General features: G+C 30.6%; 12 protein-coding genes. 5 read left to right on the top strand and 7 right to left on the bottom strand.

Features of this window, described 5'->3' with window-relative positions:
* Positions 1 to 34: 34 nt before the first annotated feature.
* Together ACYPV9_RS06985 and ACYPV9_RS06980 are read left to right on the top strand one after the other, a co-directional pair.
* Entirely contained in the window at positions 35 to 589 is a 555-nt protein-coding gene (locus ACYPV9_RS06985) for a Smr/MutS family protein (RefSeq protein ID WP_299061785.1), read from the top strand.
* A gap of 17 nt (positions 590 to 606) precedes the next feature.
* Positions 607 to 1743, top strand: coding sequence for a cysteine desulfurase family protein (locus ACYPV9_RS06980; protein ID WP_459742579.1), 1137 nt, complete (start codon positions 607 to 609; stop codon positions 1741 to 1743).
* A gap of 43 nt (positions 1744 to 1786) precedes the next feature.
* Here the strand turns inward: ACYPV9_RS06980 and ACYPV9_RS06975 are convergent, their stop codons facing one another.
* The 3 genes from ACYPV9_RS06975 to ACYPV9_RS06965 all read right to left on the bottom strand — a co-directional run bounded on the left by ACYPV9_RS06975 (position 1787) and on the right by ACYPV9_RS06965 (position 11025).
* The gene (locus tag ACYPV9_RS06975; RefSeq protein WP_459742577.1) at positions 1787 to 7171 is read right to left on the bottom strand and encodes an MBG domain-containing protein; all 5385 of its coding nucleotides are present in this window, start codon (positions 7169 to 7171) and stop codon (positions 1787 to 1789) included.
* A 139-nt stretch (positions 7172 to 7310) separates the two neighbouring features.
* A complete protein-coding gene (yidC, locus tag ACYPV9_RS06970; protein ID WP_459742575.1) occupies positions 7311 to 9197 on the bottom strand; it encodes a membrane protein insertase YidC in 1887 nt (628 codons plus the stop codon).
* Between the two features lie 214 nt (positions 9198 to 9411).
* Positions 9412 to 11025, bottom strand: coding sequence for a CTP synthase (locus ACYPV9_RS06965; protein WP_459742573.1), 1614 nt, complete (start codon positions 11023 to 11025; stop codon positions 9412 to 9414).
* Between the two features lie 229 nt (positions 11026 to 11254).
* On the opposite strand from ACYPV9_RS06965, the gene rpmH reads away from it, so the two are divergent.
* Positions 11255 to 11416: a 50S ribosomal protein L34 gene (gene rpmH, locus ACYPV9_RS06960; RefSeq protein ID WP_077809647.1), complete on the top strand. Its 162-nt coding sequence runs from the start codon at positions 11255 to 11257 to the stop codon at positions 11414 to 11416.
* A 117-nt stretch (positions 11417 to 11533) separates the two neighbouring features.
* Positions 11534 to 14389, top strand: coding sequence for a carbamoyl-phosphate synthase large subunit (gene carB / locus ACYPV9_RS06955; RefSeq protein WP_459742570.1), 2856 nt, complete (start codon positions 11534 to 11536; stop codon positions 14387 to 14389).
* An 81-nt stretch (positions 14390 to 14470) separates the two neighbouring features.
* On the opposite strand, the gene mazG is transcribed toward carB, so the two are convergent.
* From mazG to ruvX, 4 genes are all read right to left on the bottom strand, one after another.
* Positions 14471 to 15250: a nucleoside triphosphate pyrophosphohydrolase gene (gene mazG / locus ACYPV9_RS06950; protein ID WP_459742568.1), complete on the bottom strand. Its 780-nt coding sequence runs from the start codon at positions 15248 to 15250 to the stop codon at positions 14471 to 14473.
* 57 nt (positions 15251 to 15307) lie between these two features.
* Complete coding sequence (locus ACYPV9_RS06945; RefSeq protein ID WP_299059366.1) at positions 15308 to 15724, bottom strand: DUF5606 family protein; 417 nt, start codon at positions 15722 to 15724, stop codon at positions 15308 to 15310.
* A gap of 29 nt (positions 15725 to 15753) precedes the next feature.
* Complete coding sequence (gene def / locus ACYPV9_RS06940; RefSeq protein WP_077809642.1) at positions 15754 to 16344, bottom strand: peptide deformylase; 591 nt, start codon at positions 16342 to 16344, stop codon at positions 15754 to 15756.
* Positions 16345 to 16484: 140 nt separating this feature from the next.
* Complete coding sequence (ruvX, locus tag ACYPV9_RS06935) at positions 16485 to 16895, bottom strand: Holliday junction resolvase RuvX (protein WP_459742566.1); 411 nt, start codon at positions 16893 to 16895, stop codon at positions 16485 to 16487.
* 120 nt (positions 16896 to 17015) lie between these two features.
* On the opposite strand from ruvX, the gene ACYPV9_RS06930 reads away from it, so the two are divergent.
* A complete protein-coding gene (locus ACYPV9_RS06930) occupies positions 17016 to 17831 on the top strand; it encodes a 2,3,4,5-tetrahydropyridine-2,6-dicarboxylate N-succinyltransferase (RefSeq protein ID WP_459742564.1) in 816 nt (271 codons plus the stop codon).
* Positions 17832 to 17836: the final 5 nt, after the last annotated feature.

The raw sequence follows: 17836 nt of genomic DNA, 5'->3' as shown, positions 1-17836 counted from the left end.
GTTAGTAGCTTATATCTTTAAATTAATTAAAATAATGTTAAGAAAGGGTTTAGAAATTGGTAATACTGTTGCAGTTTTAGACGATGTTTTAAAAGGAAAAGTGGTTGCAATTGATAACAATTTAATCTCTATTGAAACATTAGATGGCATGCTTTTTAAATTTAATGAAAAAGAATTGGTTAAGATTGAAATAGAGCAACATGAGTTGTCTAAATTTTCTGATATAAATAATAACTTTTTAAAAGAAAAAACTACAGAGGTTAAAAAGAAAAACAGTTTTTTTAAGAAGCAAAAGCAAGAATTTTTAATGGAAATAGATTTGCATATTAATAAACTAACTAAGTCTGTAAAAGGTTTAGATAATTACGATATGTTAAATCTACAGTTAGATACTGCAAAAAGAAAATTAGAATTTGCAATTCATAAAAGAATTTCTAAAATTGTTTTTATACACGGAGTAGGAGAAGGGGTTTTAAAGTCTGAACTGCATTCACTTTTAAATAAATATCCTGTTAAATATTACGATGCTTCATATAAACAATATGGTTTAGGTGCCACAGAAGTTTATATTTTTCAAAATTCAATCTAGTTAAAAAAGATATTAGTATGAATGCTATTTATTTAGACAATGCTGCTACCACGCAAATGCATCCAGAAGTTATAGAAGTTATGCAAAATTCTATGGCAACTAATTTTGGTAATCCTTCTTCGATACATCAATTTGGACGAAAAGCAAAATCGAGTTTAGAAACAGCCAGAAAAAACATTGCAAAGCAATTTAATGTTTCTGCTTCAGAAATAATTTTTACATCAAGTGGTACAGAAGCAGATAATTTAATATTAAATAATGCTGTTTTAAATTTAGGGATTACTAGAATTATAACTTCTAAAATAGAACATCATGCTGTTTTAAATACATGTAAATTTCTAAGTGAAAAATATAATATTACGTTAGAATTTGTATCTGTTAAAGATAATGGAGATATAGATTTAGAACATTTAGAAGTACTTTTAAAATCATCAGAAAAAAAGACAATTGTTAGCTTAATGATGGTTAATAATGAAATTGGGAATATATTACCAGTTAAAATTGTTACTGATTTATGTAAAAAGTATAATTCACTTTTTCATTCTGATACTGTACAAGCGATAGGGAATTTTAAACTAGATTTATCTGATATTAATATTGATTTTCTTGTAGGAAGTGCACATAAATTTCATGGCCCGAAAGGTGTTGGTTTTGCTTTTTTTAGAAAAGGATTTGGTATAGCACCAATGCTTCATGGTGGTGAACAAGAAAAAGGAGCTAGATCTAGTACAGAGAATGTTCATGCTATTTTAGGTATGGAAAAAGCTTTAGATATTTCTTATACTGCGCTGAAAAAAAATAAAAACTATATTGAAAGTTTAAAGCTTTATTTTATTTCTGAATTGAAAAAACTTTCTAAAGAAATAAAGTTTAATGGTAAATCGGATAATTTAGATAGCAGTAGTGCTACAATTTTGAGTGTTCGATTTCCTGTTAAAAATGATATGCTTTTGTTTAGTTTAGATTTATTAGGAATTGCTGTTTCTGGTGGTAGCGCTTGCCAAAGTGGAAGTAATAAGGGCTCGCACGTACTTTCTGAAATTTTATTTAATGGTGAAGAAGATAAAACTTCTGTGCGATTTTCGTTCTCTAGAAATAATACTATTGAAGAAATAGATTTTGCAATTTCAAAAATTAAGGATTTTATAAAGTAAAAAAAAGAGAATCATTTAAGATTCTCTTTTTAGTAAAAAAACACTAGTTGATTAGTATCTTTTTGGAAACATCACCTCTATTGGTTTTAATCTTCACTATGTAAATTGCTTTTGAAAGATTTTTTACATCTAAAGTTTTCTTGTTATCGTTGTTCAAACTCCAAGTATTTATTTCTTGACCTAGTATAGAGTATAAATTTACTTTACTCATTTCTAAACCGTTTAACAATTCGATATTAATGTTTTTATCTGTTTTGTTATAAAATATATTAAAGTCATTTGTTAAAATGGTGTCTTCTGTACTTAGTACCACACTTTCTTTAAATGCTAAGAAAAATCTGTCTGAATATTCTCCTTTTACTAAGTTAATTTTAACTTTACCTTCTTTTAAATTATATGTTTTATTTTCTAATTTATCTAAAATGTATAAGTCTGAATTATCAAAGTTGATTTCGTCTATTTCAATACTAATTTCATCATCTTGACCAATTATAATTTCTAAAGGCACCTCTAAATCTTCTGTGATATTCTGAATTCCTGTAATAGCATATTTTTCGTTATTATCAGAAAACTTCCAATAGAAATCAGTATCATTCACATCAAATGTAAAACTATCATAACCTTTGTCATATTTAAATGAGTTATTGTATTTAAAAGATATACCGATTTGTCTGTGTAATTCTGTACCAGTTTGTCCTGTATAATTCATTCCTAATTTTAGAATAGGTAATTCTTTTCTTGTTGCTGTAGCTTTCTTTTTGTGTTTTATATTCGATTTAAAAAATGTAGATTGTGCTCCTTCAACAATATTTTCTCTTTGGCTGTTGTTAAAGACAATTGGTCCGCCATCTTCATCTCCACTAATAAAGAAACCTTGTCCTACAGCAATGTATTCTAAAGGTTCACTATATGCAGAATTAGCATTTAAACCAGCTGTTGGTTGACAAGAAATTTCTCCGTCATCATCTTGTAAATTAATACTATCTATGTATAAATTAAAAATACTTAGAGATTCAATTGTAAAATCGCTATTTACCTGTATACAATCTGTGATAGTAAAATCTGTATAAACAGTAGAAGCGGGTAATGTGTATTCCGTAGTATTTGTTTCGTTAATTTTAACCCTTATTAAAGCAGGGGTATTAGATTTATAATTAATTGTTAAACCATCAACTGCTCTAGGTAGTCTATTAAACTCTACATATTCATTTATTGAATTTAATAAAACTACATTGTTTCCTCCGTCATTTGTAGAAGTTCCTGTTGTTGTAGCATCTATAGCTTCCATATTAAAGTCAAAAGCGCCAGAAATAGAAGGAACATTTGCGGCAAGGCCCATTGCTAAGTTTTTCGTTGCATATCCACCAATATATCCGTTAAATGAATGTCCTGCCTCTGAACTAGAGTCATCTTTTTCTCCTGCATGCTGCCAGAAGTATAAAGTACTTGTAGTAGAATCTTCGTTATCTTCTAAAAATTTAGTAGAACTTATAGCAGAAGGGTAAGGGTTACCTACCAAATACGATTGATTTCCACCAACCGCAGTACTTAAATTACCATCGTTAGGAGTACCTGTAAAAGTATAGTTTTGTTGAGTACCTGGCCCTTTTAAAGTAAATCCATCCGTTACAGGTATAGAACCAGTGCTTTTTTTCTGACTCCATCTAGACCTTTTACCATCTGCACTAGCATAAGTGTAAATCCAATATTCAGAGATTTTAATAGGAGAAGATACTTCACCATCGTAACCACCAACAAAATTAATATCTACAATATTTGATGTAGCAGATGTTGCTAAAGTACCGTCTTTTAAAACGTCAGCAATAGTGAAAGATGCTCCTCCAACCGGAGAACTCATGTAGTTGTATCTATATGTACTTGGTGTAGGGGAGTTTTGATCTATTAATAATTTTCCAGCACCAGTTACTTTAGATGTAGTTTCATGTGTTTGGATTAATTGCGAATTACCAATCAATCTAATTTCACTATTCGCATTTCCTAATGTTATATCTTCGGATACTACTAATAAGTTGTTATCTATTGATAACTTATTACCAGAGTTTACTGTTAATTGTCTTGCCTTTAAAATTCCTGAATGAGTATAATTTTGATTTATTACAACTCTTCTAGTTCTATCTGGATAACCGTTAGACCAAGTACCACCTGTTAAAATTGTAGGATTTACTCTGTGTACACCTAATCTTAAGTTAGATTCTGAGTTTGCAGAAGCAATTTCAGATATAACAGGATCATGAGGATGTCTTTCTGGACCACCTAAATCTTTATCTCTATAAGGATCTAAATCTTCATTAACATAAACAATCCATTCTGTGTCCGTAAAATCTTTATTTGTAGAAAGTACTTCATCACTTCTTACATAAATCTTATCATTTTGAAGGTTTATTGCACTTTCATATCTGTTTTTCCAATCATTTAAACCAGTTGCAATACTTTTTGGATGAGATAAAACTAAGATGTCATTCTCACCAATTATAGAAGTAATTCCATCATTAGTTATACCTGTATAACTTGAAGTTGAATTGTTAATTATAATCGATTCTCCTGGTGCAAGTGCAGTTGGTATTGTAAAAAAACTATTTGGTATTACAGAAGTTTGTGGTCCAGTTTTGTTTTCAAATAAAGATAATTCAATAGTGTTCGCTAAAATACTATTTGTAGGATCTATGTTTGTGATTTCTATAACTCTACTTGTGCCTTCTAAATAAAATTGAGTTATCATCGGAGTACCAGAAAGATGTGTGTCTCTATAATCTACATCACCAATAGTAGCTGCATCATTATCAATATCTGGTAGTGTATTTGGATCATCAATACTTGCATTTACATCTAAATAGTCATCCGCAGGATATAAAGAATTATCCAATCCGTTTTCTCCAACAGTGCCATTTGTAACTCCGTCATTATCGGTATCGATAGTATAACCAACTTCAAATGTATCAAAAAGTGAATCATTATCAGAATCTAAATCTGTAAAGTCGGCATTGTCAATTCCGTCGGTATTTATAGGTATTAACCCTGTTCCGTATGCTGTATCTAAACCGTTAACTGTATAATCATAGTTAGGTGCTATGTAGTCTAAAGTAGTTTGAGCCTCGACGTTGTCTGGTATTCCATCGTTATCAGAATCAATATCTAAATCATTATTTATACCGTCTCCATCAACATCAATATCATCTGCAAAACATGATTGAGGTGTTGTTCCGTATGCCAAATTGTCAATAGCATGAGGATCACGTGCACATGCAGAAGTTTGCCCAGAAACAATAGTTGTTTTAATTTCAACATTTGAAACTGCAGTAGCATTTATAAAACCTATTGTAATTTCTTTTTCGTTACCAACTTGTATTGCTCCATTTTGAATTGTTGCATTGTCTCCCCTAAATAATTGCATTAAAGGTAAACCATCATTACCTAAACTAGTTGCTTTAAGTAGAGCTAATAATTTACCATCTGCAATTACTTCTACTTCATATGTAGGAGGTGTAGAGCCATCTGTTGTATCAAATACGTCATTTAAATCAAAACTAAACGCATAAATGGGTGTGCTAAATGCTAAATTTATTGAATAGGAATTACCAGCTACAGCACCTCTTTCTGGTATAATGTAAATTGCAGTTCCCGAAGTGGTATTCCCAGAAATAAATTCATTACCAGTAGTTGTTCTTATTTCAGAGTTTCTTCCTGTTTGACTAGAAACAGGGGAACTGCAACCAACACCAGTATCTGCATCATAATCTGGAGCTAAATAATTATGAGTTAATGTTGCTACACCATCGTTATTTGAACTGGTTGGGTTAATACCGAAATATACTTTATCATCTAGAGACAAAGGAGAAGAGGTTGAAGCTGGATTTTCTCTTAGATAATTTACATTTGAGCCACTATCATCTAAAACAGTCAAACTAATGCCTCTTTGAAAAGCTGCTTGTTGAAAACCAGATTCTTGATACCCAAGTCCATTATTATTGTTACCAATACCAAAAATACTGTAATTCCCATCTTCCCATATTTCAGCGTCACTGGCAGGACTCGCAGCTCCAGGTATCACACAGTTTTCAACTGTATCAAGAATACCATCATTATCATCGTCGATATCTACAGTATCGGCATAACCGTCGCCATCTGTATCTTTAGAGCTAATAGAAAAAATTGCGGGTATAAAGGTTATGTCATACTTAGAGTTATTAGCATTAGTTAACGTTCCTTGATTAATATTATAATTCCCAACAGCTTCACCTGTATCTCTACTTAATGCACCATTTAAAGTGTCTCCACTTTCTAAGGCTCCTGAAGTTATTTGATATGTAAATTCAGGATCCGCATCACCGAATTCTTTAGAGCTTGCATCAGCAGTTATTGTAATTGGTATTCTTGGAGTAACTGAAGTACTTTCGGTAATTGTTAAGTCGTCTATACCTGCTTCTATAATATCTCCATTAAATGTACCATCTGCTGCACTTACTCTAATTATGACGTTTGATCCTGCGGGGATAGTTGCAGTAGCTTCTGTCCAAACAGGTGCCGTATTTACATCCCCAATAAAAACTAAATCAGAAAAATTAGTTCCGTTATTGTAAGAAATTTCTAATCTGAAAAAATCTCCAGCATCGTCATTTGTATCCCTTTGACCAAAAAAATACCATATTGAAAGTTCTGAATCTACTGGAACATTATATGAAGGTGAAGTTGCAAAAACAGTACCCCCATCAACATCATCAGCTCCTATTGAATTACTCGGGTTTTGTCCGGTTATTAATGCATTTGTACCTGTAGATGTATGGTCATTTTCTAATTGATAAGTTGTACTTATGGGATCTATATTTATAAAATTACCAGTTGTACCAGTTGTACCAGCAGTAGACCATGTATTGCCACTTTCAAAGTCTTCTTCAATGTTAAAATTACATATATTTAAAGTAATTGAATTTATCGTTCCTCCATCTTGATTTGTATCATCTGTGATTTCCAATATCCAATTACCACTTGAGTTTTCCGAATTAAAATCTGCTAAATTTCCTTCTGGTCTGTAAGTTCCTGAAATTGTAGAATTTGTTGTAGGAGGCAGGTTACCTGATGTATCATCAAAAGTTGCATTGTAATCATCACCATTACCACCATTATCTGTAGAAATTTCTACTCTCGTACCTGATGGTGATATTAAAAAAATATCTAAATCATCATTCCAAGAATGTGTAATATCGATTGTTAAATTTACATCTGAAATAGTGAAACTATCAGCTACATTAATAGTTGTATTGTATGTTTTTTCACCACCAGGAGTTTGATCTATGGTTGTATTAGGAGATACAATATAATTATTGCAAGTTTGTGCATTACTATATAATGAAATAAATAGTAATAATATAAATGGCATAGAAAGCCAATTACTTTTAGATTTAGGGGTCATAAAGTATTGTTTTAGGGGTTAATAAAGTGGTTTTATGCACTTTAATAGTTTACAAAGATATTGTTTTTTTTTTAGATATCAATTTATTGTAAAAAAAAACCGAAACTTTTATGTTTCGGTTTTATAATTAATAAAGAATTTATTTTCTTTTTTGCTGTGCTTGTTGCTCTTGAGCTTGTTTCATAGCATCGTCTATTCTTTGTCTAAACTTACTTTTTTTCTTTTCTGGACGCTTTTTATTTTCTTCTATTTTAGCATGAATTTTTTCTTCATCAATCACAAAGTTTTTAATTACTAACATGATTGCAATTGTTAAAAGGTTAGATATAAAATAGTACAAACTTAAACTACTTGCATAATTGTTAAAGAAAAATAACATCATAATAGGAGAGAAGTAAATCATGTACTTCATCATTTTACTCATATCTGGCATTCCTTCTTGCGTAGGTGCTTGCATGTTTGCTTGTTGACTTTGATTCATTTTCATGTAAAAGAAAATTGCAACAGATGCTAAAATTGGAAATAAACTTACGTGATCTCCGTAGAAAGGAATACTAAAAGGTAATTTAAAAATAGTATCATAAGAAGATAAATCGTTTGCCCATAAAAAACTTTCTTGTCTTAAAGATAAATTTGTTGGGAAAAATTTAAATAAGGCAAAGAATACCGGCATTTGTAAAAGAGCTGGTATACAACCAGACATCATACTTACACCTGCTTTTCTTTGAATTGCCATAGTTTCTTGTTGACGCTTCATTGCGTTTTCTTTACCTGGATATTTCTCGTTTAGTGCAGTTAATTCTGGTCTAATTACTTTCATTTTTGCACTTGACAAATATGATTTATATACCAAAGGAGACATGATAATTCTAACAACAATTGTCATTAAAATAATAATTAATCCATAATTAGATAAAAACCCTTTTAGGAAATTAAATACAGGATAAAATATTGTTCTGTTTAAAAAACCGAAGATTCCCCAACCTAAATCAGAAATTTGATCTAAATCTGTGTCAGCATATTTATCACTACTTAATAAATTATAATCACTTGGCCCATAAAACCATTTCATATTATAATTTAATTCTCCGTTAGATAACTCTAAAGGAGTCTTTAATTCGAATTTTTTAGTAAAAACCGTATCAATTTCTTCATTTAGAACTAAATCTGTAGAAGTAATTGTAGCGTTGTTAAATGGTTTTTCTGATAATAAGTTTGATGTGAAGAAGTGTTGTTTATAAGCAACCCAATCTACATCGTTTAAAATTTCTGACTTACCTGCACTAATATCGTCAACCTCATCTTCTGCTTTATAGTAGAAGTTGGTGTACATAGTGTTCTCTGTCTTAATGCTTTTTTCGTTTCTAAATCCTTTTAAAGACCAATCTAAATTTATTGGGTTAGAAGAATTTATAATATTACCTAAGCCTTGAGATCGGACAGAAAAGTTAACCATATAATTATCTGGTTCCATTTCATATCTATATTCTAAAAACTTTGTTTCAGAAACCTTTAGTTTCATAGAAACAATTTGATTTTCTCCGTTTTTAGAAACTGTTGGCTCAAAAAATAAATCTTTGGTATTTAAAATTCTGTTGTCTGTAGTGCCAAAATTAATATTGAAAGAAGCATTTTTATTTTTAATTAAGTATAAAGGTAAAGAATCGTATGTTTTATAATTCTTAACTAATGCCTCTTTTATTTGACCACCTTTATTGTCTATGGTTAATTTAACAACTTCGTTTTCTAATACAGAAACTCCAGAAGTAGCATTCATAGCACTTTGTGCAAATGCACCTAATTCATTTTTTAAAGCTACTTGCTTTAAAGAATCATTTTGATAAGCAGTTTCTTTAACTAAAGTATTGTTGGTGTTAGATGATTCAGTTGAATTTACTACGCTTGTTTGTGCAGAATTATCAGTTTCTTCAATTGCTGGTTTTTGTGTGCTCATCCACCAGAAAACGATACCACCCAATAATATTAATCCAATAAAAGAATTTAAGTCGAATTTTTTTTGTTCCATTATGTTATTTTAAATGTCAATTTGTCATTTTTACTTTATAGAGTAAAAGTAAAAGCCGACAAATGTAGCAAAACTGAATATAATTTAATAGATTTTACTACTGTTATTGTTACTATATCAAATAGTTCAAATAGTGTTCCTAAAATTAAGTTGTCACTTTATTAATAAAAGAATGGTTTTCTAAAATGATAATTAATTTTAGAAAACCATTACGTTATTTTTTAGATTGTTTTAAAGAAGCTTTTATAAAATCTACAAACAAAGGATGTGGTTTTAAAACCGTACTTTTATATTCTGGATGATATTGTACGCCCACAAACCAATCGTGGGTTGGTATTTCTACAACTTCTACCAAGCCAGTTTTCGGATTAATTCCTGTTGCTTTCATTCCGGCTGCTTCAATTTGTTCTAAATAATCATTATTAAATTCGAATCTATGTCTGTGGCGTTCGCTAATTAATTCTGATTTATAAGCATCAAATATTTTAGAATCGTTTTTAAGTTCACAATCCCAAGCACCTAAACGCATGGTTCCACCTTTTTCTGTTACGTCTTTTTGGCTTTCCATTAAGTTGATAACTGGGTGTTTTGTGCTTTTGTTCATTTCTGTAGAACTGGCGTTTTCTAAACCTAGTACATTTCTAGAATATTCGATAACTGCCATTTGCATTCCTAAACAAATTCCGAAGAAAGGAATATTATTTTCTCTTGCATATTTTACTGCTCTAATTTTACCTTCGATACCTCGATCACCAAAACCTGGCGCAACTAAAATACCATTAACACCTTGTAATTTCTTTTCAGCATTTTTGGGAGTTAAGCTTTCTGAGTGCACCCAACGTACTTTAACTTTTGTTTCATTAGAAGAACCAGCATGAATAAATGCTTCTGTAATCGATTTATAAGAATCGTGTAATTCTACATATTTACCAATTAAAGCAATTTCTACTTCGTGTTGTGGGTTTTTATGTTTTTGTACAAATTCGTTCCAAGTTTTTAATGCAGGGTCTTTTTTTGATGCAAGCTTTAATTTATTTAAAACCACGCTGTCTAAACCTTGTTCTAACATTAAGTTAGGTACATCATATATAGTATCTGCGTCAATAGATTGTATAACATCTTCTTTTTTAACATTACAAAACAAAGCTAGTTTGCGCTTAATGTCATCAGAAATATCATGCTCTGTTCTACAAACTAAAATATCTGGACTCACACCACTTTGCATTAACATTTTTACAGAATGTTGTGTAGGTTTTGTTTTTAATTCTCCGGCAGCAGCTAAATATGGTACTAGCGTTAAATGTATAACAATAGCATTTTCTTCACCTTTTTCCCATAACATTTGACGAACAGACTCTACATAAGGTAAAGATTCTATATCACCAACTGTTCCTCCAATTTCAGTAATTACAATGTCAAAGTTGCCAGTTTCTCCTAAAAGTTGAATTCTACGTTTTATTTCGTCTGTAATGTGAGGAATAACTTGTACAGTTTTTCCTAGAAATTCACCTTTTCGTTCTTTATTAATTACAGATTGATAAATTCTACCTGTGGTTACATTGTTGGCTTGAGAGGTTGGAATATTTAAAAAACGTTCATAATGCCCAAGATCTAAATCTGTTTCTGCACCATCATCTGTAACATAGCATTCGCCATGTTCATATGGGTTTAAAGTTCCTGGATCTATATTAATGTATGGATCTAATTTTTGAATGGTTACAGAAAAGCCTCTTTCTTGTAATAATTTTGCTAAAGATGCTGCTATAATTCCTTTTCCAAGGGATGAAGTTACGCCTCCTGTTACAAAAACGTATTTAGTGTTACTCATGGTGCTGTTAGGTTTAGGCAAAAGTACTAACTCTAAAAATTCTGTCAAATAAAAAAGGTAAAAACATTTTTAAAATTTCTATTTTTGTGAAGCAAAAAAATATTTTTATTTTTTTTACAATTGTGTTTGTCAAAAATAAAAACAGTTGTATATTTGCCCACGCTTTAAAAGAGGTAATAATCTTTAAGCAACAGTAAAGTAATCAAGAAGATATTTAAAAATACATATAATGCCGAAAAGAACTTACCAGCCATCGAAAAGAAAGAGAAGAAACAAACACGGTTTCAGAGAAAGAATGGCTTCTGCTAATGGAAGAAAAGTTTTAGCTAGAAGAAGAGCTAAAGGAAGAAAGAAAATTTCTGTGTCTTCAGAATTTAGACCTAAAAGATAATATAATGATTAACAATTGTTAATGATTTTAAGGTGTTGCTATTTTTTAGTAACACCTTTTTTTATACCTAATCATTAACTATTTTTACAACAATAAACAACACAACAAATTTTTACCATGCCAAAAAGAAAAGACCTTAAATCTATCTTAATTATCGGATCTGGACCAATAGTAATTGGACAAGCTTGTGAATTTGATTATTCTGGTTCGCAGTCTTTAAGATCTTTAAGAGAAGATGGAATAGAAACGATTTTAATAAATTCTAATCCTGCAACAATTATGACAGATCCTTCTATGGCGGATCATGTCTATTTGCTGCCTCTTACAACAAAATCTATTATTCAAATTTTAAAAGAGCACCCTCAAATTGATGCTGTTTTACCAACAATGGGTGGGCAAACTGCATTAAACTTATGTATTGAGGCGGATGACAAAGGGATTTGGAAAGATTTTGATGTAAAATTAATTGGTGTAGATATTGATGCTATAAACGTCACAGAAGATAGAGAGCAGTTTAGAGAATTAATGATAAAAATTGGTGTGCCAATGGCACCTCAAGCAACTGCAACTTCTTTTTTGAAAGGAAAAGAAATTGCGCAAGAATTCGGTTTTCCGTTGGTAATTCGTTCTTCTTACACGTTAGGTGGTGCAGGGGCTTCTATAGTCTATGATCCAAAAGATTTTGATGAATTATTAAGTAGAGGTTTAGAAGCATCACCAATACACGAGGTGATGATTGATAAAGCAATGATGGGATGGAAAGAATATGAATTAGAATTATTACGTGATAAAAACGATAATGTTGTAATTATATGTTCTATAGAAAATATGGATCCTATGGGAATTCATACAGGAGATTCTATAACGGTTGCACCAGCAATGACACTTTCTGACAAAACATACCAAAAAATGCGTGATATGGCAATTCATATGATGCGCTCTATTGGTGATTTTGAAGGTGGTTGTAATGTACAGTTTGCAGTTTCGCCAGACGAAAAAGAAGATATTATAGCAATTGAAATTAACCCAAGGGTTTCTAGATCTTCTGCATTAGCTTCTAAAGCAACAGGTTATCCTATTGCAAAAGTAGCTACAAAATTAGCAATCGGTTATTCTTTAGATGAATTAGAAAACGGAATTACAAAATCTACATCAGCTTTATTTGAGCCAACATTAGATTATGTAATCGTAAAAATACCTCGTTGGAATTTTGACAAATTCGAAGGATCTGATAGAACTTTAGGTTTACAGATGAAAGCCGTAGGTGAAGTGATGGGAATCGGTCGTTCTTTTCAAGAAGCACTGCACAAAGCAACTCAATCTTTAGAAATAAAAAGAAATGGTTTAGGTGCAGACGGAAAAGGATACACAGACTATAATCAAATTATAGACAAATTAACTAACGCAAGTTGGGATCGTGTATTTGCAATTTATGACGCAATTGCAATAGGAATTCCGTTAAGTAAGATTTACGATATCACAAAAATAGACATGTGGTATTTAAAACAATATGAAGAGTTATTTCACTTAGAAAAAGAAATTTCTACGTATACAGTTGATACTATTGGTAGAGATTTATTATTAGAAGCGAAGCAAAAAGGTTACGGTGATAGACAAATAGCACACATGCTAAAATGTTTAGAAAGTGAAGTATACTCTAAAAGAGAGGAATTAAAAGTACAACGTGTATTTAAATTAGTGGATACTTGTGCTGCAGAGTTTAAGGCAAAAACGCCTTATTATTATTCAACTTTTGAAAATGAAATTGAAACTGCAGATGGGCAAATAACAATTGCTAATGAAAGTATTGTTTCAGACAAAAAGAAAATTATTGTTTTAGGTTCTGGACCAAATAGAATTGGGCAAGGTATCGAATTCGATTACTGTTGTGTACATGGTGTTCTAGCGGCTGCAGAATGTGGTTACGAAACTATAATGATCAACTGTAATCCAGAAACGGTATCTACAGATTTTGATACTGCAGATAAATTATATTTCGAGCCTGTTTTTTGGGAACACATTTATGACATTATTCGTCATGAAAAACCAGAAGGAGTTATTGTACAGTTAGGAGGACAAACTGCATTAAAATTAGCAGAAAAGTTAACAAGCTACGGTATTAAAATTATAGGAACTTCTTTTGAGGCATTAGACATTGCAGAAGATAGAGGTAGATTCTCATCAATGTTAAAAGATAATAACATTCCTTACCCAGAATTTGGTATAGCAGAAACTGCAGATGAAGCTTTAGAATTAGCAGATCAGCTAGATTTCCCTATTCTTGTAAGACCTTCTTATGTCTTAGGAGGGCAAGGAATGAAAATTGTAATTAATAAAGAAGAGTTAATTAAACACGTAGTAGATTTATTGGGTAGAATGCCAAATAATAAGCTATTGTTAGATCATTATTTAGATGGAGCTATAGAAGCAGAAGCAGATGCAATTTGTGATGCAGATGGTAATGTATACATAATTGGTATTATGGAGCATATTGAGCCTTGTGGAATTCACTCTGGAGATTCAAACGCAACTTTACCAGCCTTTAATTTAGGTGAGTTTGTTATGCAACAAATTAAAGATCATACGCATACTATTGCAAGAGAATTAAAAACAGTAGGTTTAATAAATATTCAATTTGCAATTAAAGATGATGTTGTTTACATTATTGAAGCAAACCCTAGAGCATCAAGAACGGTTCCTTTTATTGCAAAAGCATACAAAGAACCTTATGTAAATTATGCTACAAAAGTTATGTTAGGTCATAATAAAGTAACTGATTTTGATTTTAACCCTCAATTAGAAGGTTTTGCAATTAAACAACCAGTATTTTCATTTAACAAGTTTCCTAATGTTAATAAGAAGCTAGGTCCAGAAATGAAATCAACAGGAGAAAGTATTCTATTTATAGATAGTTTAAAAGATGATGATTTCTATAACTTATATTCAAGAAGAAAAATGTACTTAAGTAAATAAAAACTTATTAAGTTCATGATAAAAAAAATCCAATTCTAAATTTAGAATTGGATTTTTTTATTTTTTAAAATTAGGTGCTATTTATTTAAAATATTTTTTTGATTTCTCCCAATAAATATCCATTTCAGTTAGAGACATTTCAGCAAGGTCTTTGCCAGCATCTTTGACGGCTTTTTCTAAAAATTGAAAACGATTAATAAATTTTTTATTTGTTTTCTCTAAAGCATTTTCTGGGTTAACATCAATAAAACGAGCGTAATTTATCATCGAAAATAAAACATCTCCAAATTCTTTTTCAATATTTTCTTTATTTCCTGCTTTTAATTCCTCGTTTAGTTCTTCTAGTTCTTCTTGTACTTTTTCCCAAACTTGTTCTGGTTTTTCCCAATCGAAACCAACGCCCGCTACTTTTTCTTGAATTCTGCTAGCTTTTACTAACGCAGGTAAACTTTTAGGTACACCTTCTAGAACAGATGTATTGCCTTCTTTAAGCTTTAACTTTTCCCAATTTTTTTTTACATCTTCTTCATTATCAACTTTTACATCTCCGTAAATATGAGGATGTCTATGTATTAATTTGTCAGAAATTGTATTAGCTACATCAGCAATGTCAAAAGAATTCTTTTCACTACCTATTTTAGCATAAAAGACGATATGCAAAAGCACATCGCCTAATTCTTTTTTTATTTCTTGTAAATCATTATCTAAAATAGCGTCTGCTAATTCATATGTTTCTTCTATGGTAAGATGTCTTAAACTTTCTAAAGTTTGTTTTTTATCCCAAGGACACTTCTCTCGAAGATCATCCATAATATCTAACAAACGATTAAAGGCAGCTAATTGTTCTTTTCTAGAATTCATATAAATTAATTAGTAAAAATTTAGAGTTACATAGAAACAGTAACAATAATTTTAAAATTATTCTGCGCTTTCTTCAGAAGCTTCTTCGATTTTAGAAAAATCCATTCCTGCTTTAACCAAAATGTTAAACCATTGAATTACTTTTTTTATGTTAGAAGTATACACTCTTTCTGCATCATAATCTGGTAAAACTTCTGCAAAAAATGCTTCTAGTTTTTTACCACTTTCTTTATGAGAAATAGCTTCCTTACCTTCCGTTTTTTCGAACATTGCCTTAAAAACTTGTAATAAAGGAATGTCTTCTTCATACGTATAAATTGCAATGTTTTCTAATAAGCTAACATTTTGAGTCGCATTAATAGCGATGCGTTTGTTATCTGTTAAAGAAGCAACAATAATTGCATTTTTAGATTGAGAAACTACTTGGTATAAACCTGCTTTACCTGTTACGGCTATAATTTTATTAAATTCCATGTTATATATTTTGTGTCTTTATATTAAGACTATTTACCTTTTTTTTGATTTGGAAAACGCATTCTATAATCTGCTCTAATTTTTCCTTTAGAAATGTTTTCTAATTTCTTTTTGATGATTCTTTTCTTTAATGAAGAAAGTTTATCTGTAAACAATATACCTTCTATGTGATCATATTCGTGTTGAAAAACTCTTGCAGCTAAACCATCTAAAGATTCTGTATGCTTTTCGAAATTTTCGTCTAAATATTCGATTGTAATGTTTGGTTTTCTAATAACATCTTCTCTAACATCAGGTATACTTAAACAACCTTCATTAAAAACCCATTCTTCACCTTCTTCTTCGATTATTTTTGCGTTGATAAATACCTTGTTAAAATCTTTTAATGCAGCCCTATCTTTGTCTGATAGTTCTTCATCTTCAGCAAAAGGAGATGCATCAATAACAAATAGACGTATTGCTTTACCAATTTGGGGTGCTGCTATACCAACACCAGACGCGTTGTACATAGTCTCTTTCATATTGGTAATTAGTTTTTCTAAGTCAGGATAATCTTTAGTTATCTCTGTAGCAACTTTTCTTAAAACCGGATCTCCGTAAGCAACAATTGGTAATATCATTTATTTTTATTTAAAAACGTTTGCAAAAGTACAATTTACAATTACTATTCACGAATTTTTGAATTGAGAATTTTAAAAATCAAGAATATTTAAACTGATTTTAACATATACTAACTGTAAACGTGTAAAGGATTCAATTTTTAAAGACTATAAAGATAAGATTGTAAGATTATTGTAGCGCTAATTTCATCAATCATAGCTTTATTTCTACGTTGTTTTTTCTTCATGCCACTATCAATCATCGTTTGAAAAGCCATTTTAGATGTAAAACGTTCGTCTATTCTTTTTTTCGGAATATGCGGTAGTAAATTTTCTAATTTCTTAACAAAAGGAAGAATTAATACTTCACTTTCACTATCGGTATTATTCATTTGCTTTGGTTGACCAACTAAAATAAGTTCTACTTTTTCTTTAGAAGTATATTCTTTTAAGAAGGATAAAAGCTCATTAGTATTTACAGTTGTTAAACCAGATGCTATTATTTGTAATTCATCTGTAACTGCAATTCCTGTTCTTTTTTTTCCAAAATCTATTGCTAAAATTCTAGCCATTTACAATTGTTTTAGCAAAAATACGATTTTTAAACAAAGCAGAAATATCTGTTTAAAAAATGTATCTTCGCTTTTAGTTTTTACAGATACAATTATATTTGCAGAAATTATACCATTAAAATGAAAGAAATTAGAGAAATTATAGAGTCGGCATGGGAAAATCGTGAATTGTTAAAAGAACAAAATACGATAGATACAATAAGAAAAGTTGTTGATTTATTAGATAAAGGAGAGTTAAGAGTTGCAGAACCTACAACAGATGGTTGGCAAGTAAATGAATGGGTAAAAAAAGCTGTAGTTTTATATTTTCCTATTCAGAAAATGGAAACTTTAGAAGCTGGAATTTTCGAATATCATGATAAAATCCCTTTAAAGAAGAACTTTGCAGAAAGAGGTATAAGAGTTGTGCCAAATGCAGTAGCAAGACATGGTGCTTATATTTCTGCAGGAACTATTTTAATGCCAAGTTATGTTAATATTGGTGCTTATGTAGACGAAGGTACAATGGTAGATACTTGGGCAACAGTTGGTTCTTGTGCTCAAATTGGTAAAAATGTACACTTATCTGGTGGTGTTGGTATTGGTGGTGTTTTAGAGCCTTTACAAGCTGCGCCAGTAATTATAGAAGATGGTGCTTTTATAGGTTCTAGATGTATAGTTGTAGAAGGTGTTCATGTAGAAAAAGAAGCGGTATTAGGTGCAAATGTTGTATTAACAATGAGTACAAAAATTATAGATGTTACAGGTGATGAACCAGTGGAAATGAAAGGTAGAGTTCCTGCTCGTTCTGTTGTTATTCCTGGAAGTTATACTAAAAAGTTTGCGGCTGGAGAATTTAATGTACCTTGTGCTTTAATTATTGGAAAAAGAAAAGAAAGTACAAATAAAAAAACGTCTTTAAATGATGCTTTACGTGAATATGACGTAGCTGTTTAAGACTT

Source organism: Polaribacter sp. OB-PA-B3 (genome assembly GCF_054589375.1).
This window is presented reverse-complemented; position numbering and strand designations above follow the sequence as displayed.

What these genes read in the sequence shown, in the direction of transcription:
- ACYPV9_RS06980 (WP_459742579.1), top strand. Translation starts at nt 607, where the DNA reads ATGAATGCTATTTATTTAGACAATGCTGCTACCACGCAAATGCATCCA.
- rpmH (WP_077809647.1), top strand. Translation starts at nt 11,255, where the DNA reads ATGCCGAAAAGAACTTACCAGCCATCGAAAAGAAAGAGAAGAAACAAA.
- ruvX (WP_459742566.1), bottom strand. Translation starts at nt 16,895, where the DNA reads ATGGCTAGAATTTTAGCAATAGATTTTGGAAAAAAAAGAACAGGAATT.
- carB (WP_459742570.1), top strand. Translation starts at nt 11,534, where the DNA reads ATGCCAAAAAGAAAAGACCTTAAATCTATCTTAATTATCGGATCTGGA.
- def (WP_077809642.1), bottom strand. Translation starts at nt 16,344, where the DNA reads ATGATATTACCAATTGTTGCTTACGGAGATCCGGTTTTAAGAAAAGTT.
- ACYPV9_RS06930 (WP_459742564.1), top strand. Translation starts at nt 17,016, where the DNA reads ATGAAAGAAATTAGAGAAATTATAGAGTCGGCATGGGAAAATCGTGAA.
- ACYPV9_RS06975 (WP_459742577.1), bottom strand. Translation starts at nt 7,171, where the DNA reads ATGACCCCTAAATCTAAAAGTAATTGGCTTTCTATGCCATTTATATTA.
- ACYPV9_RS06985 (WP_299061785.1), top strand. Translation starts at nt 35, where the DNA reads ATGTTAAGAAAGGGTTTAGAAATTGGTAATACTGTTGCAGTTTTAGAC.
- mazG (WP_459742568.1), bottom strand. Translation starts at nt 15,250, where the DNA reads ATGAATTCTAGAAAAGAACAATTAGCTGCCTTTAATCGTTTGTTAGAT.
- yidC (WP_459742575.1), bottom strand. Translation starts at nt 9,197, where the DNA reads ATGGAACAAAAAAAATTCGACTTAAATTCTTTTATTGGATTAATATTA.
- ACYPV9_RS06945 (WP_299059366.1), bottom strand. Translation starts at nt 15,724, where the DNA reads ATGGAATTTAATAAAATTATAGCCGTAACAGGTAAAGCAGGTTTATAC.
- ACYPV9_RS06965 (WP_459742573.1), bottom strand. Translation starts at nt 11,025, where the DNA reads ATGAGTAACACTAAATACGTTTTTGTAACAGGAGGCGTAACTTCATCC.